Origin of the sequence: Kitasatospora sp. NPDC048286, from assembly GCF_043201735.1 — a bacterium.
Classification (GTDB): Bacteria; Actinomycetota; Actinomycetes; order Streptomycetales; family Streptomycetaceae; genus Kitasatospora.
In genome coordinates this window covers 395,017-415,194 of the sequence record NZ_JBICZE010000008.1, presented here as the reverse complement: position 1 = coordinate 415,194, position 20,178 = coordinate 395,017, and the positions used below count along the sequence as shown (strand labels likewise).

At 73.9% G+C, this 20,178-nt stretch carries 21 protein-coding genes; 17 read left to right on the top strand and 4 right to left on the bottom strand.

The window, feature by feature from the left end; genetic code table 11:
- Positions 1-46 precede the first annotated feature (46 nt).
- The 15 genes from ACGF13_RS21875 (at position 47) to hypE (ending at position 14,765) form a co-directional block, all read left to right on the top strand.
- Positions 47-1,735: a hydrogenase maturation protein gene (locus ACGF13_RS21875; protein ID WP_392877522.1), complete on the top strand. Its 1,689-nt coding sequence runs from the start codon at positions 47-49 to the stop codon at positions 1,733-1,735.
- A gap of 133 nt (positions 1,736-1,868) precedes the next feature.
- Complete coding sequence (locus tag ACGF13_RS21870; protein ID WP_392877520.1) at positions 1,869-2,933, top strand: hydrogenase expression protein HypE; 1,065 nt, start codon at positions 1,869-1,871, stop codon at positions 2,931-2,933.
- Between the two features lie 168 nt (positions 2,934-3,101).
- On the top strand, positions 3,102-4,889 hold the full coding sequence (locus ACGF13_RS21865; protein WP_392877518.1) for a nickel-dependent hydrogenase large subunit: 1,788 nt from the start codon (positions 3,102-3,104) through the stop codon (positions 4,887-4,889).
- On the top strand, positions 4,886-5,353 hold the full coding sequence (locus tag ACGF13_RS21860) for a thioredoxin (RefSeq protein WP_392877516.1): 468 nt from the start codon (positions 4,886-4,888) through the stop codon (positions 5,351-5,353). Before ACGF13_RS21865 ends, ACGF13_RS21860 begins: the two co-directional genes overlap by 4 nt.
- Complete coding sequence (locus tag ACGF13_RS21855; protein WP_392877514.1) at positions 5,350-5,997, top strand: DUF5947 family protein; 648 nt, start codon at positions 5,350-5,352, stop codon at positions 5,995-5,997. Before ACGF13_RS21860 ends, ACGF13_RS21855 begins: the two co-directional genes overlap by 4 nt.
- Positions 5,994-6,635 carry a DUF6084 family protein gene (locus ACGF13_RS21850; protein ID WP_392877512.1) on the top strand — a complete coding sequence of 214 codons (642 nt, stop codon included), beginning with the start codon at positions 5,994-5,996 and terminating at the stop codon, positions 6,633-6,635. Before ACGF13_RS21855 ends, ACGF13_RS21850 begins: the two co-directional genes overlap by 4 nt.
- On the top strand, positions 6,632-7,999 hold the full coding sequence (locus ACGF13_RS21845; RefSeq protein ID WP_392877510.1) for a hypothetical protein: 1,368 nt from the start codon (positions 6,632-6,634) through the stop codon (positions 7,997-7,999). The genes ACGF13_RS21850 and ACGF13_RS21845 overlap by 4 nt, the downstream gene beginning before the upstream one ends.
- The gene (locus ACGF13_RS21840; RefSeq protein WP_392877508.1) at positions 7,996-8,505 is read left to right on the top strand and encodes a hydrogenase maturation protease; all 510 of its coding nucleotides are present in this window, start codon (positions 7,996-7,998) and stop codon (positions 8,503-8,505) included. The genes ACGF13_RS21845 and ACGF13_RS21840 overlap by 4 nt, the downstream gene beginning before the upstream one ends.
- Positions 8,499-8,603 carry a DUF6893 family small protein gene (locus ACGF13_RS21835; RefSeq protein ID WP_392877506.1) on the top strand — a complete coding sequence of 35 codons (105 nt, stop codon included), beginning with the start codon at positions 8,499-8,501 and terminating at the stop codon, positions 8,601-8,603. The genes ACGF13_RS21840 and ACGF13_RS21835 overlap by 7 nt, the downstream gene beginning before the upstream one ends.
- Positions 8,604-8,737: 134 nt before the next feature.
- Positions 8,738-9,118, top strand: coding sequence for a hydrogenase maturation nickel metallochaperone HypA (gene hypA / locus ACGF13_RS21830; protein ID WP_392877505.1), 381 nt, complete (start codon positions 8,738-8,740; stop codon positions 9,116-9,118).
- Positions 9,119-9,123: 5 nt separating this feature from the next.
- On the top strand, positions 9,124-9,891 hold the full coding sequence (hypB, locus tag ACGF13_RS21825) for a hydrogenase nickel incorporation protein HypB (protein ID WP_392877503.1): 768 nt from the start codon (positions 9,124-9,126) through the stop codon (positions 9,889-9,891).
- Entirely contained in the window at positions 9,888-12,200 is a 2,313-nt protein-coding gene (gene hypF / locus ACGF13_RS21820) for a carbamoyltransferase HypF (RefSeq protein WP_392877501.1), read from the top strand. Before hypB ends, hypF begins: the two co-directional genes overlap by 4 nt.
- A gap of 6 nt (positions 12,201-12,206) precedes the next feature.
- Positions 12,207-12,500, top strand: a complete 294-nt coding sequence (locus ACGF13_RS21815) for a HypC/HybG/HupF family hydrogenase formation chaperone (RefSeq protein ID WP_392877499.1) — start codon at positions 12,207-12,209, stop codon at positions 12,498-12,500.
- Entirely contained in the window at positions 12,497-13,648 is a 1,152-nt protein-coding gene (gene hypD / locus ACGF13_RS21810) for a hydrogenase formation protein HypD (protein WP_392877497.1), read from the top strand. Before ACGF13_RS21815 ends, hypD begins: the two co-directional genes overlap by 4 nt.
- Positions 13,649-13,679: 31 nt before the next feature.
- Positions 13,680-14,765 (top strand): hydrogenase expression/formation protein HypE, encoded by a 1,086-nt coding sequence (hypE, locus tag ACGF13_RS21805; protein WP_392877608.1) that lies wholly within the window; start codon positions 13,680-13,682, stop codon positions 14,763-14,765.
- A 30-nt stretch (positions 14,766-14,795) separates the two neighbouring features.
- Here the strand turns inward: hypE and ACGF13_RS21800 are convergent, their stop codons facing one another.
- On the bottom strand, positions 14,796-15,482 hold the full coding sequence (locus ACGF13_RS21800; RefSeq protein ID WP_392877495.1) for a prolyl oligopeptidase family serine peptidase: 687 nt from the start codon (positions 15,480-15,482) through the stop codon (positions 14,796-14,798).
- A gap of 415 nt (positions 15,483-15,897) precedes the next feature.
- Between ACGF13_RS21800 and ACGF13_RS21795 the strand changes: the two genes are divergently transcribed.
- Entirely contained in the window at positions 15,898-16,533 is a 636-nt protein-coding gene (locus ACGF13_RS21795; protein WP_392877494.1) for a hypothetical protein, read from the top strand.
- Between the two features lie 16 nt (positions 16,534-16,549).
- Here ACGF13_RS21795 and ACGF13_RS21790 read toward each other — a convergent pair whose 3' ends face one another.
- From ACGF13_RS21790 to ACGF13_RS21780, 3 genes are all read right to left on the bottom strand, one after another.
- Positions 16,550-17,506: a helix-turn-helix transcriptional regulator gene (locus ACGF13_RS21790; RefSeq protein ID WP_392877492.1), complete on the bottom strand. Its 957-nt coding sequence runs from the start codon at positions 17,504-17,506 to the stop codon at positions 16,550-16,552.
- Between the two features lie 90 nt (positions 17,507-17,596).
- Positions 17,597-18,145 (bottom strand): pyridoxamine 5'-phosphate oxidase family protein, encoded by a 549-nt coding sequence (locus ACGF13_RS21785; RefSeq protein WP_392877490.1) that lies wholly within the window; start codon positions 18,143-18,145, stop codon positions 17,597-17,599.
- Between the two features lie 163 nt (positions 18,146-18,308).
- Positions 18,309-19,400, bottom strand: coding sequence for a DUF5937 family protein (locus ACGF13_RS21780; RefSeq protein WP_392877488.1), 1,092 nt, complete (start codon positions 19,398-19,400; stop codon positions 18,309-18,311).
- A gap of 116 nt (positions 19,401-19,516) precedes the next feature.
- Here ACGF13_RS21780 and ACGF13_RS21775 point away from each other — a divergent pair, with 116 nt between their 5' ends.
- On the top strand, positions 19,517-19,735 hold the full coding sequence (locus ACGF13_RS21775; protein WP_392877486.1) for a hypothetical protein: 219 nt from the start codon (positions 19,517-19,519) through the stop codon (positions 19,733-19,735).
- Positions 19,736-20,178 lie beyond the last annotated feature (443 nt).

Sequence of the window (20,178 nt, the reverse complement as noted above, 5' to 3'; positions counted from 1 at the left end):
TGATGATCGCCGGGTTCCCCGGAGCCCCACCCCCTCGGAGGCGGACATGCGGATTCTTCTCCTCGTCAGCGCGTTCAACAGCCTCAGCCAGCGGCTGCACGCCGAACTGCGCGACCGGCGCCACACCGTGGACGTCCAACTGGCCGGTGATGACGAGGAGTTGCTCGAAACGGTGGGCCGACTGAAACCCGACCTGGTGCTCGCGCCGATGCTCCGCACGGCGATCCCCCGCAAGCTCTGGTCGCGGCTCACCTGCCTCGTCGTCCACCCCGGACCGCCCGGCGACCGCGGCCCCTCCTCCCTCGACCGGGCGATCCAGGAGGGCCGCACCGCATGGGGCGTGACGGTGCTCCAGGCCGAGGCGGAGATGGACGCCGGCCCGGTCTGGGCCTGGGCGCCCTGCCTGCTGCCCGAGTACGGCAAGAGCGACCTGTACCGCAACGAGGTCGCCGACGCGGCGGTGGCGGCCGCGCTGCTCGCCGTGGAGCGCTTCGCCTCCGGCACGTACGCGCCGCAGCCGCAGTCCGGGCCCGGCTGGAGCGCCGCGGTACGCACCGGGCCCGTCCTGCGCCAGGAGGAGCGCCGGATCGACTGGGCGACCGACCCCACCGAGGAGGTGCTGCGCAGGCTCCGCGCCGCGGACTCCCGGCCCGGCGTGCTCGACGAACTGTGCGGCGGCACCTGGTACCTGCACGGCGGGCACCGCGAGCCGGAACTGCGCGGCCGCCCGGGCGAGCTGATCGCCACCCGGGCCGGCGCCCTCTGCCGGGCCACCGTGGACGGTGCGGTGTGGATCCCGGAACTGCGCCGCCACACCCCCGGCGGCCCCGCGGGCGTCAAGCTCCCCGCGGTGACGGCGCTCGGCGGCCTGCTGCCCGCCCTGCCGGAGGCGACGGCGCCGCTGATGCCGGAGGAGGAGGACGGCCCGGTCTGGTCGGACCTGCGCTACCGCGAGGAAGGCCCGGTCGGCCTCCTGCGGTTCTCCTACCCCGGCGGCGCGATGTCCACCGGCCACTGCCGCCGGCTGCTGGCGGCCTACCGCTTCGCCCTCGCCCGCCCGACCTCGGTGCTGGTGCTCGGCGGCGGCCGGGACTTCTTCTCCAACGGCATCCACCTCAACGTGATCGAGGCCGCGGCGGACCCGGCCGTCGAGTCCTGGGACAACATCACCGCGATGGACGAGCTGGTCGACGCGGTGCTCACCACCACCGACCGGCTGGTGGTCGCCGCCGTCGGGGGCAACGCCGCGGCCGGCGGGGTGATGCTGGCGCTGGCCGCGGACGAGGTGTGGTGCCGCGGCGGCTCCGTCCTCAACCCCCACTACCGGCTGATGGGGCTGTACGGGTCGGAGTACTGGACGTACTCCCTCCCGCGCCGGGTCGGCGCGGCGGCGGCCGAGCGGCTGACCCACCAGGCCCTCCCGGTCTCCGCGGCCACCGCCGAGCGGATCGGCCTGGTCGACCGGGTGCTCGCCTGCGGGCCGGAGGAGTTCGAGCGGCGGGCGGCCCACCTGGCCGGCCTGCTCGCCGCCTCGCCCACCACCCAGCAGCGGATCGCGGCGAAGAAGGCCGCGCGCGACGCCGACGAGCGGATGAAGCCGCTCGACGCGTACCGGGAGGAGGAGCTCGCGGTGATGCACCGGCAGTTCTTCACACCCGAATCGCCGTACCACGCGCTGCGTTCCGCGTTCGTCCACAAGCGCCCGGTGGCGACGGGGCCGACCGCGCGGGCGTGACCCGAACGGCCCCGCCGGGCTTGCCTCCCCGGGCCCCGGTTCGCGCCACGCGGACCGGCGCCAGGACCGGACCGTTGCTATGACTGGCTTTCGAGCCATTCCCTCCGGCTCTCATCCCCGAGGAGGCATCCTCATGGGTGCTGCAACAGCTGCAACAGCCGCAACCACCGACACCGACGTGGTGCACATTCTCTGGATCAACGCGGGCCTCAGCTGCGACGGCGACTCCGTCTCGCTGACCGCCGCGATGCAGCCCAGCATCGAGGAGATCGTCACCGGTGCGCTGCCCGGCCTGCCCAAGGTCGCGGTGCACTGGCCGCTGATCGACTTCGAGTGCGGCCCGGCCCAGGGCGCGGACAACTTCGTCGAGTGGTTCTTCAAGGCCGACCGCGGCGAGATCGAGCCGTTCGTGCTGGTCGTCGAGGGGTCCATCCCCAACGAGAAGATCAAGAAGGAGGGCTACTGGTGCGGCTTCGGCGACGACCCCGCCACCGGTCAGCCCATCACCACCAGCGAGTGGCTGGACCGGCTCGCCCCCAAGGCGACCGCCGTGGTGGCGATCGGCACCTGCGCCACCTACGGCGGCATCCACGCGATGGCCGGCAACCCGACCGGCGCCATGGGCGTGCCGGACTACCTCGGCTGGGACTGGAAGTCCAAGGCCGGACTGCCGATCGTCTGCGTGCCGGGCTGCCCGATCCAGCCCGACAACTTCGCCGAGACGCTCACCTACCTGCTGTACCAGCTGGCCGGCTCCGCGCCGATGATCCCGCTGGACGACAAGCTGCGGCCCGCCTGGCTGTTCGGCGCCACCGTGCACGAGGGCTGCGACCGCGGCGGCTACTACGAGCAGGGCCAGTTCGCCACCGACTACGGCACCCCCGAGTGCCTGGTGCGGCTCGGCTGCTGGGGCCCGGTCGTGAAGTGCAACGTCGCCAAGCGCGGCTGGACCAACGGCATCGGCGGCTGCCCGAACGTGGGCGGCATCTGCATCGCCTGCACCATGCCGGGTTTCCCGGACAAGTTCATGCCCTTCATGGACCCGCCGCCCGGCTCCCGGGTCTCCTCCAACGCCAGCAGCGCGTACGGCACGCTGATCCGCCGGCTGCGCGCGATCACGCTGAACACCCTGGACAAGGAACCGAAGTGGCGCCGCACCGGCCGCCAGCTGACCACGGGCTACCGACCGCCCTGGTGACGACCGCCGGAGGGCCGCACACCACCCGGTGTGCGGCCGCCGCCGACCCTCTCCCGCCCGCCGAGGCCCCGCGTCCTCCGCACCGATCCCGCCCGCCGAGGCCCCGCACCCCCACCGATCCCGCCCGCCGAGGGCCCCGCTCCCAGAGACAAGGACACGACAGCAACGATGGCAACTCCGACCACCAGGGCGGCCGGCGACGGCAGCGGCCTGACCGAGATGTCCTGGGACCCGATCACCCGGATCGTGGGCAGCCTGGGCATCCACACGAAGATCGACTTCAAGCAGAAGAGGGTCGCGGAGTGCTACAGCACCTCCTCGGTCTTCCGCGGCTACAGCGTCTTCATGCGCGGCAAGGACCCGCGCGACGCCCACTTCATCACCAGCCGGATCTGCGGGATCTGCGGCGACAACCACGCCACCTGTTCCGTCTACACCCAGAACATGGCGTACGGGGTGAAGCCCCCGCACCTGGGGGAGTGGATCATCAACCTCGGCGAGGCCGCCGAGTACATGTTCGACCACAACATCTTCCAGGAGAACCTGGTCGGGGTCGACTACTGCGAGAAGATGGTCCGCGAGACCAACCCGGGCGTCCTGGAGCAGGCCGAGCGCACCGAGGCCCCGCACGCCGGCGACCACGGGTACCGGACCATCGCCGACATCATGCGCTCGCTCAACCCCATCGAGGGCGAGTTCTACCGCGAGGCGCTCCAGGTCAGCCGGTACACCCGGGAGATGTTCTGCCTGATGGAGGGCCGCCACGTGCACCCCTCCACGCTCTACCCGGGCGGCGTCGGCACGGTCGCGACGGTGCAGCTGTTCACCGACTACCTGACCCGGCTGATGCGCTACGTCGAGTTCATGAAGAAGGTCGTGCCGCTGCACGACGACCTCTTCGACTTCTTCTACCAGGCCCTGCCCGGCTACGAGGAGGTCGGCCGCAGGAGGGTCCTGCTCGGCTGCTGGGGCAGCCTCAACGACCCGGACCACTGCGACTTCACCTACCGCAACATGACGGACTGGGGCCGGCGGATGTTCGTCACCCCCGGCATCGTGGTCGACGGCAAGCTCGTCACCAACGACCTGACGCAGATCAACCTGGGCATCCGCATCCTGCTCGGCAGCTCCTACTACGAGGACTGGCAGGGCAAGGACCTGTTCGTCACCCACGACCCGCTGGGCAACCCCGTCGACCCCCGGCACCCGTGGAACCAGCACACCATCCCCGCCCCGCAGAAGCGGAACTTCGACGACAAGTACAGCTGGGTGATGTCCCCGCGCTGGTTCGACGGGAAGGACCACCTCGCCCTCGACACCGGCGGCGGCCCGATCGCCCGGCTGTGGTCCACCGCCCTGTCCGGGCTGGTCGACATCGGCTACGTCAAGGCCACCGGCCACAGCGTGCAGATCAACCTGCCCCGCTCGATGACCAAGCCCGAGGTCACCTTCGAGTGGAAGATCCCGCAGTGGAGCAACGCCATCGAGCGCAACCGCGCCCGCACCTACTTCCAGGCGTACGCGGCCGCCGCCGCCCTGCACTTCGCCGAGAAGGCGCTCGACGAGGTCCGCGCCGGGCGCAGCCAGACCTGGGAACGCTTCGAGGTGCCGGACGAGTCGATCGGCTGCGGCTTCACCGAGGCCGTGCGCGGCGTGCTCTCGCACCACATGGTGATCCGCGACGGCAAGATCGCCAACTACCACCCGTACCCGCCCACCCCCTGGAACGCCAGCGTCCGGGACAGCTACGGCACACCGGGCCCGTACGAGGACGCGGTGCAGAACACCCCGATCTTCGAGGAGAACCCCCCGGACACCTTCAAGGGCATCGACATCATGCGCGCGGTGCGCAGCTTCGACCCCTGCCTGCCCTGCGGCGTGCACATGTACGTCGGCGGCGGGCGCACCGTGCAGACCATGCACGTGCCCACCGGCCTGAGCGGGCTCACCGCATGACGGCCGAGCGGACCGGGCAGCGGATCCAGCAGGCCCTGGACGACCTGGCCGGCAGCGGCGCGGAGCAGGCGGGCGAGCAACTGGTCAGGGAACTCATGGAGTTCTACGGCCAGGGTCTGGCCCGGATGGTCCCCGCGCTGCCCCCGCCCGCGCTGGACCGGATGCTGGACGACCCGGCCGTGGCCGGGCTGCTGCTCCTGCACGACCTGCACCCCGAGGACCTCCCCGCCCGGATCGACCGGGCCCTCGCCAACCTGCCCGAGCGGGTCGAGGTGGCCGGCTTCGACCAGGCCACCGGCGTCCTGCGGCTGCGCCGCACCGCCACCGGCTGCGGCTGCGGCGAACAGGAGGTGGAGGCCGTCCTCGCCTGCCACGCGCCCGAGGTGACGGCCGTGGAACTGGAACGCGCTCCCCAGCTGCTGCAGATCGGCACCCGCCCGCCGCAGCCCGCGGAGGCGCGATGAACACCCGCCGGATCTCCCGCGACGGCACGGCCCTGCTGCACCGGCTGCGCGAACCGGCCCCGCCGCGCCCCGAGCAGTGCGCGTTCTGCGGCCGGGACCTGCCCGACGGCCACCGCCACCTGGTGGACGTCGAGGAGCGCGCCCTGGCCTGCGCCTGCACCGCCTGCGGCCTGCTGTTCCAGCAGCCGGGCGCGGCCGGCGGCCGCTACCGCACCGTGCCGGACCGCTACCTCGCCGACCCGGACGGCGAGTTGGACCAGCAGGCCTGGTCGGTGCTGGGCATCCCGGTCGGCACCGCCTTCCTGTTCCGCAACACCGTGCTGGACCAGCTCCTCGCCTTCTACCCCGGCCCGGCCGGCGCCACCGAGAGCGAGCTGGACGAGCAGGCCTGGCGGCGCGCCCTCGGCGGCAGCCGGCTGGCCGACGCCCTGGAGCCGGACGTGGAGGCGCTGCTGCTGCGCCGCACCGAGGAGCGCGTGGCGTGCTTCCTGGTGCCGATCGACGTCTGCTACGAACTGGTCGGCCGGCTGCGGCGGTGCTGGCACGGCTTCGACGGCGGCGCCGAGGCACGCACCGAACTCGACGCGTTCTTCGCGCGGCTGGCCGAGCGGGCCCGCCCGCTGCCCGCGGAGGTGACGGCGTGACGGCGCTCGCCTTCGCCTGCACCGGCGTGCGCTCCGACCCGTACGCGGCCGGGCCGACCCTGGTGTTCCGGCTGCGGATCACCGCGTCGGCCGACACCCGGGTGCACGCCCTCGTTCTCCAGTGCCAGCTGCGGATCGAACCGGGCCGCCGACCGTACGGCGACGCCGAGGGCGAGCGGCTGGCCGACCTGTTCGGCGGCCGGGAGCGCTGGGCGACCACGCTCAACCCGGTCCAGTTCGCCACCGTGCCGCTGCTGGTGCCCGGCTTCACCGGCGAGACGGAGACCGACCTCGCGGTGCCCTGCACCTACGACCAGGACGTCGCCTCGGCCCGCTACTTCCGGGCGCTGGACGGCGGCGAGGTGCCGATGCTGCTGCTCTTCTCCGGCACCGCCTTCGCCGGCCCCGCCGGGTTCCAGGTCAGCCCGGTGCCCTGGGACCGGGAGGCCAGGGTGCGGATGCCGGTCGGGGTCTGGCGGGAGGCGATCGACCGGCACTTCCCCGGCAGCGGCTGGCTGCGGCTGCCGGACGAGGTGATGGACGAGTTGCTCGCCTACCGCTCCCGGCGGGCTCTGCCCTCCTGGGAGGCGACGGTGCGCGAGCTGCTCGCGGCGGCGAGCGAGGGGACGGTCCGGTGAGCGGCTTCCCGGAGCGGATCGAGCGCGGCTTCGCGGCCGCCCGGCAGATCGCCGACGCGGTGCTGCTGGAGGGCTACGTGCTCTACCCGTACCGCGCCTCGGCGGCCAAGAACCGGCTGCGCTGGCAGTTCGGCGTCCTGGTGCCGCCCGAGTACACCGTGCAGGGCGGCGAGCACTCCCACCAGCGCACCGAGTGCGTGATGGAGGCGCGCGGCGGGGACCTGCTGGCGGTCGAGCTGCGCTTCCTGCGGGTCCAGCGGCGCACCGTCGAGCGGGCCACGGCGGCCGGCTTCGAGTCGGTCGAGCGGCTGGCGCTGGCCGACCGGGACCTCGTCGAGTGGGACGAGGGCGTCGAGGAGCGGATCGAACTCCTCATTCCCGTCGAGGAGTTGGAAGGCGACGGGGTGCAGCGGCCGTTCCGGCTGCCGGGCGTCGGCGAGACCGGGCTGGTGCGCGAGGACGGCAAGGTCCTCGGCCGGCTGGTGCGGCGGCGCGAACAGGTCGACGGCCTGGTCTGGCTGCGGGCCGAGGACGTGCCCGGCCCGTACCTGGCGCGGCGGCTGACCGTCGAGGTGGAGAACACCTCCGACTGGACGCCGCCCCGGCGGGCCACCCGCGACCAGGCGCTGCCGCGCTCACTGGTCTCCGCCCACCTGCTGCTCGGGCTTGAGCACGGCCGCTTCCTGTCCGTCACCGACCCGCCCGAGTGGGCCCGTCCGGCCGTCGAGCGGTGCCGCAACCAGCGCACCTGGCCGGTGCTGGCCGGACCGGACGGCGAGCGCGGCGTCGTGCTGTCCTCGCCGATCATCCTGGAGGACCACCCGCGGATCGCCCCCGAGAGCCTCGGCACCCTGTACGACGCCACCGAGATCGACGAGATCCTGGCACTGCGGACGGCGGCCCTGACCGAGGAGGAGAAACGGGAGGCCCGCGGCACCGACGAACGGGCCGGCGCGGTGATCGACCTGGCCGAGTCCCTGCCGCCCGAGGTGCTGGAGCGGCTGCACGGGGCCATCCGCGGGCTGCGCGAGGTCACCGGCGGTGCCGGAGTGGCCGAACAGCCGTGGTGGGACCCGGGCGACGACCCGGAGGTCGACCCCGAGCGGGACCGGGTGCTGGTCGACGGCCGGGAGGTCGGCGCCGGCAGCCGGGTCCTGCTGCGGCCGGGCCGGCGGCGCACCGACGCCCAGGACCTCTTCCTGGACGGGCGCACCGGCATCGTGGAGGCGGTGCTGTACGACGTCGACGGCTCGGTGCACCTGGCCGTCACGGTCGAGGACGACCCGGGCGCCGACCTGTGGCGCGCCCAGGGGCGCTTCCGCTACTTCCAACCCGACGAGGTCACACCGCTGGAGGAGTCGTGACGGGCGCCACGGTGCTGGTCGCCGGGGTGGGCAACATCTTCCTCGGCGACGACGGCTTCGGCGTCGAGGCCGTCCGGCGGCTGGCCGCCCACCCGCTGCCGGCCGGCGTCGAGCTGGTCGACGTCGGCGTGCGCGGCGTGGACCTGGCGTACCGGCTGCTCGACGGCCACCGCACCGCCGTCCTGGTGGACGCCACCTGCCGCGGCGGAGCGCCCGGCACCGTCTACCTGATCGAGGCGGACGCCGAACAGCCGCTGGAGGTACCGGTCCTGGACGGGCACCGGATGGGGCCGGACGCCGTACTGGCCCTGCTCGCCACGCTCGCCGCCGGCACCGGCGGCGAGCCGCCCGAACGGGTGCTGGTGGTCGGCTGCGAGCCGGCCTCGCTGGAGGAGGGCATCGGGCTGAGCGAGCCCGTCGCCGCCGCCGTGGAGGAGGCGGTCCGAGTGGTCCTGCGCGTCGTGGACGAGGCCGCGCAACCGGAGAAGGAGACGACACCATGCTGAGGAAACTGTTCTGCGTCGCCCTGCTGGCGGGGATCGGCGCACTGCTCTGGCAGAGCCTGCCGGACATCAAGCGGTACCTGCACATCTCCCGGATGTGACCGGGGACGACCCGTGCGGTGCGGATTGCTGCGAACGGTGCAGCCCCGCACCCGGTGGCGGCGCGGCTTCGGGCCGACGCCGCCACCGCGCCCTGTAATGGGGCGCGTTGCCGCCCGCTCCGGGAAGGGGACCCATGCACGAGATGTCGATCGCCGAGGCCGTCGTCGAGCAGGTGGACACGGCCGCGCGCGAGCACGGGGCCCCCGGGGTGGCGCGGGTGCGCCTGCGGGTGGGCGAGCTGGCCGGTGTGGTGCCCGAGGCCCTCGACTTCTGCTTCGAACTGGCCTGCGCCGGAACGCTGGTGGCGGGCGCGGTGCTGGACACCGAGTCCGTCCCGGCCCGGGCCCGCTGCACCCCCTGCGCGGTCGAGTGGGCGGTCGGCATGCCGCCGGACCTCGGCTGCCCCGGCTGCGACGGCGGTGGCGGCGTGGAGCTGCTGTCCGGCCGTGAACTGCAGATTCTCGACGTCGAGTGGTCACGGAGCCCCGGCGTCCGGGCCGAACAGAAAGGCTGATGCCGATGTGCCGCACGGTCGACCTCCGTCAGGCGGTCCTCGCCCGCAACGACGACAGCGCCCGCCGGCTGCGGGCGACGCTGGCGGAGCGGGGCACGGTCGCGGTGAACCTGCTGTCCAGCCCGGGCAGCGGGAAGACCGCGCTGCTGGAGGCCGAGCTGACCCTCGCCCGGCGGCGAGGGGTGGCGGTCGCCGCGCTCACCGCCGACCTCGCCACCGAGAACGACGCCCGCCGGCTGGCCCGCTCGGGCGCCCCGGTGAAGCAGGTGCTCACCGACGGGCTCTGCCACCTGGAGGCGCGGATGCTCGCCGGGCACCTGGACGGCTGGCTGCCCGCGGAGTGCCGGCTGCTGTTCGTGGAGAACGTCGGCAACCTGGTCTGCCCGGCCTCCTACGACCTCGGCGAGACGCTGCGGGTGGTGCTGGCCTCGGTGACCGAGGGCGAGGACAAGCCGCTCAAGTACCCGACGGCCTTCGGGCTGGCCAACCTGGTGCTGGTGACCAAGGCCGACCTCGCCGAGGCGGCCGAGTTCGACGAGGCCGCGTTCCTGGCGAACGTCCAGCGGGTCAACCCCGGGGTGACGGTGCTGCACACCTCCGCCCGGACGGGCGCGGGCGTCGGGGCGCTGCTGGACCGGGCGCTGGCCGTGCTGGACGGGGCCGAGCCGCACCGGCCGGTGATGTCGGCGCCGGCGCCGCACGACCACGGTCACGAACACGAGCACGAACACGGGCACCACCACGGCCACTCCGTCGTGGGGGAGGACGCGTGACGGCCGGTCACCCCGGGCTCGACCGCGAGCGGCGGCGGGTCGCCGTCCGAGGCCTGGTGCAGGGGGTCGGCTTCCGGCCGTTCGTCCACACGCTGGCCGGTGAACTCGGACTGGCCGGCACCGTCACCAACACCGGCGAGGGCGTCCTGGTCGAGGTCGAGGGCAGCCCGGACGCCCTCGCGGCCTTCTGCCGACGGGTGGCCGGGGACGCGCCGCCGCTCGCCCGGGTGCACTCGGTGGAACACGCGCCGCTCGCCGTCACCGGCGCCACCGGCTTCCGGATCGTCCCCTCCCGCCCCGACGGCCCCCGCACCACCCTGATCCCGCCCGACACCGCCGTCTGCGCCGACTGCCTCGCCGAACTCGCCGACCCGGCCGACCGCCGCCACCGGCACCCCTTCATCAGCTGCACCGACTGCGGCCCCCGGCACACCATCGTCACCGGCCTCCCGTACGACCGGGCCAACACCACCATGGCCGGCTTCCCGATGTGCCCGGACTGCGTCCGGGAGTACACCGACCCCGCGAACCGCCGCTTCCACGCCCAGCCCGTCGCCTGCCACGCCTGCGGGCCCAGGCTCGCGCTGACCGTGCCCGCACGCCCCGACCTCGACGGGGAACAGGCCCTCACCGCGGCCCGGCAGCTGCTCGCCGACGGCGCGATCCTCGCCGTCAAGGGCATCGGCGGCTACCACCTCGCCTGCGACGCGCGCGACGCCGCGGCCGTCGCCCTGCTGCGCCGGCGCAAGCGGCGCGGCGACAAGCCCTTCGCCGTGATGGCCCGCGACCTCGCCACCGTCGAGCGCCTGCTGCCCGTCGACCCGGTCGAACGGGAACTGCTCACCGGGCCCGTGAAGCCGATCGTGCTGCTCCGCCGTAGGGGCCTGCCGGTGCCCGAGGGGGTCGCGCCGGGCAGCCCCGACCTCGGGGTGATGCTCCCGTACACGCCGCTGCACCACCTGCTGCTCGCCGCCCCCGGGCCGGACCTGCTGGTGATGACCAGCGCCAACCTCTCCGGCGAGCCCATCGTCACCGAGGACCGGGAGGCACTGGAGCGCCTCGCCCCGCTGGTCGACGGCTGGCTCACCCACGACCGGCCGATCCACGTCCCCTGCGAGGACTCGGTGGTGCGGGTGGTGGACGGCGAGCAGCTGCCGCTGCGCCGCTCGCGCGGGTACGCGCCGCTGCCGGTCCCGCTGCCGGTGCCCGTCCGCCCCGCGCTGGCCGTCGGCGGCGACCTCAAGAACACCTTCGCCCTCGCCCGGGACGGCTACGCCTGGCTGTCCGGCCACATCGGCGACATGGACGACCTGGCCACCCTGCGGGCCTTCGACCGGGCGGTCGAGCAGCTCGGCACGGTCAGCGGCGTACGGCCCGAACTGCTGGTCGCCGACCGGCACCCCGGCTACCGCTCGCTGCGGCACGCCGAGCGGACCGCCGCCGGTCGGCCGGTGCACCGGGTGCAGCACCACCACGCCCACATCGCCGCGGTGATGGCCGAACACGGCCTGGACGGCGGCCGGCCGGTGCTCGGGGTGGCCTTCGATGGCACCGGCTACGGCGAGGACGGCGCGATCTGGGGCGGCGAGGTGCTGCTGGCCGACTACGACGGGTTCCGCCGCCTCGCCCACCTCGGGTACGTGCCGCTGCCGGGCGGCGACGCGGCCGTCGAGCGCCCGTACCGGACGGCGCTCGCCCACCTGCGCGCGGCCGGGCTGCCCTGGCTGCCCCAGCTGCCACCGGTCCGCGCCTGCGCGGCGGAGGAACTCGCCCTGCTGGAACGGCAGTTGGAGTGCGGACTGAACTGCGTGCCGACTTCCAGCATGGGGCGGCTGTTCGACGCGGTGTCCGCGCTCGCCGGGGTCTGCCAGCGGGCCGGGTACGAGGCCCAGGCGGCGATCGAACTGGAGGCGGCGGCCTGTGCCTTCGTGCGGACCGGCGGCTACGCGTTCGGCCTGTCGGAGCGGGCGGACGGCTGGATCGCCGACCCCTCGCCGGTGCTGGCCGCCGTGGTGACCGACGTGACCGCGGGAGCCCCCGCCGGGCTGGTCGCCGTCCGCTTCCACCACGCGGTGGCCGAGCTGGTCCGGCGGATCTGCGCGGCCGTCCGGGAGCGGCACGGCACCACCACCGTGGCGCTCAGCGGCGGGGTCTTCGCCAACGCGCTGCTCTCCTCGGCCTGTGCGAGCGGGCTCGGGGAGGACGGCTTCACCGTACTGCGGCACCGCCGGGTGCCGCCCAACGACGGAGGGCTGGCGCTGGGCCAGCTGATGGTGGCCGCCCGGTCGTCGGCCACCCGGGAGGAGTGAGAGCGGATGTGCCTGGCGGTGCCCGGCAGGGTGACGGAGATCGGGGAGCGGGACGGGACCAGGATGGCGGTGATGGACTTCGGTGGCGTGGTCAAGGACGTCTGCCTGGAGTACCTGCCCGACCTGGCGGTGGGGGAGTACGCGATCGTCCACGTGGGATTCGCGCTGCAGCGCCTGGACGAGGAGTCGGCCCGGCGCACCCTCGCCCTCTTCGAGGAACTCGGGCTGTTGCAGGAGGAGTTCGGCGACCCGTGGGAAGCCGCCAGCGCGGCGGGAGAGGCTGAGGAGGCCGGACGGTGAAGTACCTGGAGGAGTTCCGCAACCCCGAGCTGGCGGCCGGGCTGCTCGCCGACATCAGGGCGACGGTCACCAGGCCGTGGGCGCTGATGGAGGTCTGCGGCGGCCAGACGCACAGCATCATCCGCCACGCCATCGACCAACTCCTGCCGGACGAGGTCGAGTTGATCCATGGCCCGGGCTGCCCGGTGTGCGTCACCCCACTGGAGGTGATCGACCGCGCGCTGGCGATCGCCGCCCGGCCCGGGGTGGTCTTCTGCTCCTTCGGGGACATGCTGCGGGTGCCCGGCACCGACCGGGACCTGTTCCGGGTCCGCGGCGAGGGCGGCGACGTGCGGGTGGTGTACTCGCCGCTCGACGCGCTGCGGATCGCCCGGGAGAACCCGGACAAGGAGGTGGTCTTCTTCGGCATCGGCTTCGAGACCACCGCCCCGCCGAACGCCATGGCCGTCCACCTGGCCAGGAAGCAGGGGCTGCGCAACTTCAGCATGCTGGTCTCCCACGTCCGGGTGCCCCCCGCGATCGACGCGATCATGGACTCGCCGGACTGCCGGGTCCAGGGCTTCCTCGCCGCCGGGCACGTCTGCAGCGTGATGGGCACCGCCGAGTACCCGGCGCTGGCCGAGCGCCACCGGGTGCCGATCGTCGTCACGGGCTTCGAACCGCTGGACATCCTGGAGGGCATCCGGCGGACCGTACGGCAGCTGGAACGCGGGGAGCACACCGTCGACAACGCCTACCCCAGGGCCGTCCGCCCCGAGGGCAACCCGGCGGCCCGCGCCATGCTGGAGGACGTGTTCGAGGTGGCCGACCGCTCCTGGCGGGGCATCGGGGTGATCCCGCTCAGCGGCTGGCGGCTCTCGCCCCGCTACCGGGACCACGACGCCGAGCACCGCTTCGACGTCGCGGGGATCACCACCCGCGAACCCGCGGCGTGCCGCAGCGGCGAGGTGCTGCAGGGGCTGCTGAAGCCCCACCAGTGCGAGGCCTTCGGCACCGTCTGCACCCCGCGCACACCGCTCGGCGCCACGATGGTGTCCAGCGAGGGGGCGTGCGCGGCGTACTACCTGTACCGGCGGCTGGGCGTGCCGGACACGTCCGTCCGGGGCCGGGAGGCCCAGCAGCCCCAGGAGGCGGGTCGCGTTGGCTGACATCGAACTGCGCACCGAACTGCTCGGCGAACTGCCTGTCGGGCTTCCCGGTGAACTTCCCACCGAGCGGCCGGACTTCTCCGGCTGGAGCTGCCCGCTGCCGCTGCGCGACCACCCCCGGGTGGTGATGGGCCACGGCGGCGGCGGGGTGCTGTCCGCCGAGCTGGTGCAGAACCTCTTCGCGCCGGCCTTCGGCGGCCCGGTGCTCGCCGGACTCGGCGACTCCGCCGTGCTGGAGCTGGGCGGCGCCCGGCTCGCCTTCTCCACCGACTCCTACGTGGTGCGGCCGCTGTTCTTCCCCGGCGGCTGCATCGGCGACCTCGCCGTCAACGGCACGGTCAACGACCTCGCCATGAGCGGGGCCAGGGCGGCCTACCTGTCCTGCGGCTTCATCCTGGAGGAGGGGGTGGAGATGGCCGTGGTGGACCGGGTCGCCCGGGCGCTCGGCGCCGCCGCCCGTACCGCCAGGGTGGAGGTCGCCACCGGGGACACCAAGGTGGTCGAGGCCGGGCACGGGGACGGCGTCTACCTGAACACCGCCGGGATCGGGCTCGTTCCGGCCGGGGTCGACATCCGGCCGCAGCGCGCCCGGCCCGGTGACGTGGTGATCGTCAGCGGGCCGATCGGGCTGCACGGCGTGGCGATCATGAGCGTCCGGGAGGGGCTGGAGTTCGGCGTCGAGGTGCGCAGCGACAGTGCGGCGCTCGGCGGCCTGGTCGAGGCGATGCTCGTGGCCACCGCCGACCTGCACGTGCTGCGCGACCCCACCCGGGGCGGCCTGGCGGCGGCGCTCAACGAGATCGCGGTCGCCGCCGGGGTCGGCGTCGTGATCGGCGAACGCGACGTCCCCGTTCCGGAGCCGGTGGCCAACGCCTGCGCGGTGCTGGGCCTGGACCCGATGTACATCGCCAACGAGGGCAGGCTCGTCGCCTTCGTCCCGCGCGGTTCGGCGGACGCCGTGCTCGCCGCCATGCGCGCCCACCCGCTCGGCGCGGAGGCGGTGGTGATCGGCGAGTGCGTCGAGGAGCACCCGGGGATGGTCGTCGCCCGGACCGGTTTCGGCGGCACCCGGGTGGTCGACCTGCCGATGGGTGAGCAGCTGCCGCGGATCTGCTGACGGTTCGGCGCGGCGCGTCCGTCAGGGCGGTCACACGGGCCGTTCCGCCGGGACGGCGCCGCGGCCGCGGGACTGGGCGAGCAGCCAGCCGTAGACCTCGGGATCGTCGTACGTCCGCGTCCAGGAGTCGTGGCCGACCCCCGGGTAGCGGGTGAACCGCACCGGGCCGCCCAGCTCCCGCAGTGCGTCGACCAGCCGTTCGGTGTGGGCGACCGGGATGACCTCGTCCTCGTCGCCGTGGAAGGTCCACACCGGTACGGTCGTGAGCCGCGGTGCGGACTCCCGCAGCCAGGAGCCGCAGACCGGTACGGCGGCGGCGAACCGGTGCGGGTAGCGGGCGGCGAGCGCCCAGGAACCGGTGCCGCCCATGCTGAGGCCGGTCACGTACCGCCGGTCCGGATCGACCCGGACCTCCCGTTCCACCTCCGCCACCAGGCCGGCCAGGGCGCTCAGCTCCGCCACCCAGGAACTGTGCGACGGGCACTGCGGGGCCACCACCACGAACGGCAGCCGCGCCCCCTCGGCGATCTGCCGCACCGGCCCGTGCGCGGTCAGGAGCGTCAGGTCCTCGCCGCGCTCCAGCGCGCCGTGCAGGAAGAGCAGCAGGGGCCACGGCTCGGGCCCGTCCTGGTAGCCGTCCGGCAGCGACAGCAGGTACCCCAGGTCGTTGCCGTCGTCGTCGACGGCGAACCGGCGGTGCTGGAAGGGTGCGGACATCGGTTTCCTCACGGGCGCCGGGCGAGGGGACGGATCCGCCCCGCCGCCATCCCTACCCCGCCGCCAGCCCGAAGGCATCGCCAGCCCGGAGGCATCGCCGTTCAGCGCACTCTCGCGGGCGGTTTGGCCGGGCAGTGGTTGACAGCGGGGTTGCGGCGGTCGACAGGGGTGAACAGAGGTGTTACACCAGGTGCGTTCAGCGCCTCGGGAGAGTTGTCCGCGTCGGACGCTCCGTCCTGCGTGGCGGCAGGGAGGCGGCCGTGTCCCTTCGTCGTACGGAAGTCGGAGTATGAGCCCACTGAATTCACCGGACTGGGAGGGCGTCGTTGTCGGAGCGGCGGCCGTGGACGAACTTCTCCTGTGGGGTGGTGAGTTGATCATCGATCGGCCGACGGGCCGGTCGGCGGCGGAAGGCATGGACCTACCGGACCTCAGGGCGCAGCTGTGTGAGGTGGCCGAGGCCTGGGAGGAGGTCGCGCCCGAGGAGCTCGACGCCTGCGACGACCTGCGGGCCGTTCTGGAGGCCGACGTGGAGGCGCTCCAGGCCCGGTGGCAGCACGTCGCCGGGCTCCCCGACGCGTCGGAAGCGGTGGCGGCCGGCCCGACGGGGCACTCGGGCGCTCGGGGCGCGGCGGTGGCCGTGAACGCCGCGCTCCGCGAGGCCGACCGGGACGACCTCGCCCTGCGCGGTGTCCCCGAGTGGCAACAGCTCCGTGCGGTGCGTGACGCGGTCTCCCGGATCTGGCAGACGCTCGTCGCGCGGGCCGGCGAGGCGGCGGGCAGGCTCCTCCGCGACCGGCGCGTGGCGGAGTTCCTGCGCACCATGTCGATCCGCGCCTGCGAGACGATCGCCCGGCTCGCCCGGCTGGCGGCCGACCGCCTCCGCGGTGGCCGGGCGGCGCCGGCGAGCGCGGAGGCGCTCCTCGCGCTCGGCCGCGCGGCGAGTGCCTACGGCAGGTCCGCGCGGCAGCCGGGCGAGCCGGCCACGGCGGAGGCGCTGCTCGTCCTCGGCGCCGGACCACGCGAGGACCCGGCCTGGCACGTCGTGTGACCTTTCGGCCCCGCTGTCAGGTGTAGAGGGTGGCGGCGCGGCGGGTCGCTTCGGTGAGGCGGGCGCGGAGTTCGGGTGGGTGGAGGACCTCGGCTTCCGGGCCGAGGCGGAGGAGTTCGAAGTAGCCGATCTCCCAGGACTCGATCGGCAGGGTCACGGTGACCCAGCCGTCGGCGTCCGGGGGGCCCGCGGTGGCGAGGGCGTCGGAGGCGGCGGTGGGTTCCAGCAGGACGGCGAGGTTCTCGACGGCGAGCGGGCTCAGGCGCACCACCGCCCGCTCGCGCAGCATGGCGCGGGTGAACTCCCGTGCCGCCGCGGCCCAGTGGTCGGCGAGGTCGAACTCGGGGTCGCGCTCGAACCGCTCGTCGCCGGCCTCGGCGGTCTCGAAGCGGTCGACCCGGTACGAGCCGAACCGGCCGGACGGGCCGCGCGCCACGAGGTACCACTGCCCGGCCTTCAGGACCAGGCCGTACGGGTCCAGCCGGCGCTCCCGGGTGCCGCCGCGCGCCGCGTAGCGGGCGTGGAGGACGCGGTCCTCCCACACGGCGCGCGACACCTCGGCGAGGAGCGGCGGGGTCCCGGCGTCGCGGAACCAGGCCGGTGCGTCGAGGTGGAAGCGCCGGGTGGCGGCGGCGGGGGCGTCGCCCAGGGCGGCGGCGACCTTCAGGCGTGCGGCGAGGGCCTGCCCGGCCAGGCCCATGTCGCGCAGCGGGCCCGGCAGCCCGGCCAGGTGCAGGACCTCGGCCTCGGCCCGGTCGAGGCCGGTGAGGCGGGTGCGGTAGCCGTCGACGAGCCGGTAGCCCCCGCCGCGGCCGCGTTCCGCGTACACCGCGATGCCGGCCTCGGCCAGGGCGGCGACGTCCCGCTGGACGGTGCGCTCGGAGACCTCCAGTTCGGCGGCGAGTTCCGCGGCGGTCATCGTCCGCCGGGACTGCAGGAGCAGCAGCAGCGCGATGGCCCGGCTCGCCCGCACGTCGCTCCCTCCTCCGTCCGTCGTCGTCACGTACACCGGTCCGGTGTGACGTCGCCACCATTCTCTCCGGTCGCGGCGGTGCCTCGGACGTCAGTGCCGGGCGTCCCGCGAGGCGTCCGGGAGGGGGTCGACCTTGGCGAGGTCGAAGGCGAACGCGGTCATCCACTGCGGGTGCAGCCGGTAGTAGACCACGTCGTTGTCCCAGTCGAAGGCGTCGGCGCCGTAGAAGTCCCGGAAGTACGCGAGCAGGTCCGGCCAGTCGGCGGCCGGCTCGCCGTCGTGGGGGTTGAGGACCTCCACGGTGCCGTGGGTGAACACGCCCAGGTCCTCCCCGCGCATGTGCGCGGCGCTGACGGCGGGCCGGGCGGCGAGGTGCCGGGCCTTGGCGGCGGTGCGCGCGGTGCCGAAGTGCCACCTCCCGTGCAGGAAGTGCCCGTCCGCGCCGCTGATCCGCGGCTCGCCCTTCGCCGTCACGGTGGACAGCGCCAGCGTGCACATGCCGGTGAGCACGCGCGTGAGCTGCTCGGCGGTGAGCGTGTTCTCGCTGGTGACGATCGACCGCAGGTGCGCCGTGGAGCGGGAGAGCGAGGCGTCGAGGAGGGCCTGGAGCCGGCGGAGCTCGTCGGGTGTTTCGCGCATGAGGATCCTTGTCTGTGCGGTGTCCGGCCGGGCGCCACCACGACGTCGGCCGGTGAACCCCACTGTCCCGGCCAAACCCGACATCCTCTGTCGTGTTTCCCGGACGGATCTCTCCGGACGGACCTCTCCCGGAACGACCGCCCCGCCTGCCGCCCGGCCCTCCCTACCGCAGCACGGACTCCAGGAAGTCACTGCCGAGCCGCGTCACGACCGGGATGTCGAGCTGGTGGAGGACGTAGCGGCCCCGGCGCTGGGTGATGACCAGCCCGGCCTTCTTCAGGACGGCGAGGTGGCGGGAGACCTCCGGCGCGGTGATGCCGTACGCGTCGGCCAGCTCGCTCGTCGAGTACGCGCTGCGCGCGAGGTTGCGGCACAGGCTCATCCGCATGGGATGGGTCAGCGCGTCCAGGCGCAGCTTGACCGTCTCCACGGACTCGGTGCCGCCGACCTCGTGGGCGGCGGCCGGGTACTGGATCACCGGCTGCCAGCCCGCCCCGTAGAGGGTGAAGAGGTGCGGCCAGCCGAAGACGGTCGGCAGCAGCGTGACGGCGGTGCCCCGGGCGTCGGTGCGGCCGTGGATCAGTTTGTCGACGACGATGCGGCTGCCGTGCTCGTCCTCCTCCAGGCTCATCGCGGGTGACGCAGCCGTGAGCGCTTCCGCCAGGCCCTTGCGGCGCAGCAGCTCGGTCTTGTGCTGGGCGTCGGCGGCGAGCTGGACGCGGACCCGGCGCCAGGTGTCGGCGAAGAACGCCTGGTCGCAGTCCTCCAGGAGGCGCCGGATCCAGGCGCGGGTGGCGGTGGGATCGGCGAGCATCCGTTCGACGAAGGCCGCCTGGCGCGGGCCGCGGGCCGCCGCCAGGTCGAGTGCGCGGCGCCGCGACCACTCGTCGACCAGCGGCGACGGCAGGCCCCTGGGGTAGTGGCTGGTGCTGCACGAGATCTCCAGGGCCGCGCCCACGAACTTCTCGTCGTCCATGCGGTCGAGGTCGTCGAGCTCCTCGGCGAGGGTCTCCCGGGGCTGGGGCGGCATCAGGAAGTCGGAGCGGGTCGAGCGCCACATGAAGTCGGCCTCGAACAGCCGGTCGGCCAGTTCCGGTGTGAGCGCGGCGGAGGTCGTCGTCGTCCACGCGTGCAGCCGGGCGTGGTGGGCGGGCTCGGCGAGCGCGTGCAGCGCGTTGCTCAGCTCGGCCAGGGGCGAGGGGCAGAAGATGATCCGCTCGTGCGGCAGTCCGGTGATGTCAATGGTCACGCTCACCCGTCCATGGTGCCTGGCGCCCCTGCAGCCGGGGCGGGCGGGGGAGCGGTTCCGTCATTTGACGGGGGTCGTCAATCGACGGGACTTGTGGGGCGGCCGGGGTGCACGGTGGGCGCATGAACGCACTGCACCAGCACCTCTTCGACAGCTACCGGGCCGCCCAGCACGACGAGCCGGCTCCGCCCGCACCCGGTACCCACGACGTCGCGGTGCTGCGCGCGGCCCGCGACCACCGCCGCTTCGAAGCCGTCCTCGCCGGGCGCCCGACCACCGGCCGGCTCCGCCTGGCCCTCCGGCTGGCCCTGCGCCGCCGACGGCGGGCCGGGGCGTGCTAGGGCGTGTCGGACCGCGTCGGGAACGCTAGAGGACCCGGGAGCGTAGCCTGCTCCCGGGCCCCTGGTTGCCGCCCAATTGCGCACACCGGCACGTTGAAGGGTCGCGGATCAGATTGAAATCGACGCGTTCTGCCTTTGAACTACCGTGCCACGGAGCGGCACAGACAGGACTCGAACCTGCATTCGTCGATGGTCGTCCACACCCGGTCGATCCGGTGTTCGGCGGCGAATGCTGAGACTGGAGCGAGAGTCTGAGATTCACGGGGTCTGCCTCTGCCTGCTTGGGCTACCCCGGCCGGTGGTGCCGGGGGGAGGACTCGAACCTCCACTGTGACCCCTGGTCAGCTTCAACATCAGTGTCAGCTTTTCGCACCGCGCAGCCGCTCCCGCCCGGTTTCCCGGACAGGAGCCTCGGCGCTCGGTGCACCCGCCCGGCTCCCCGG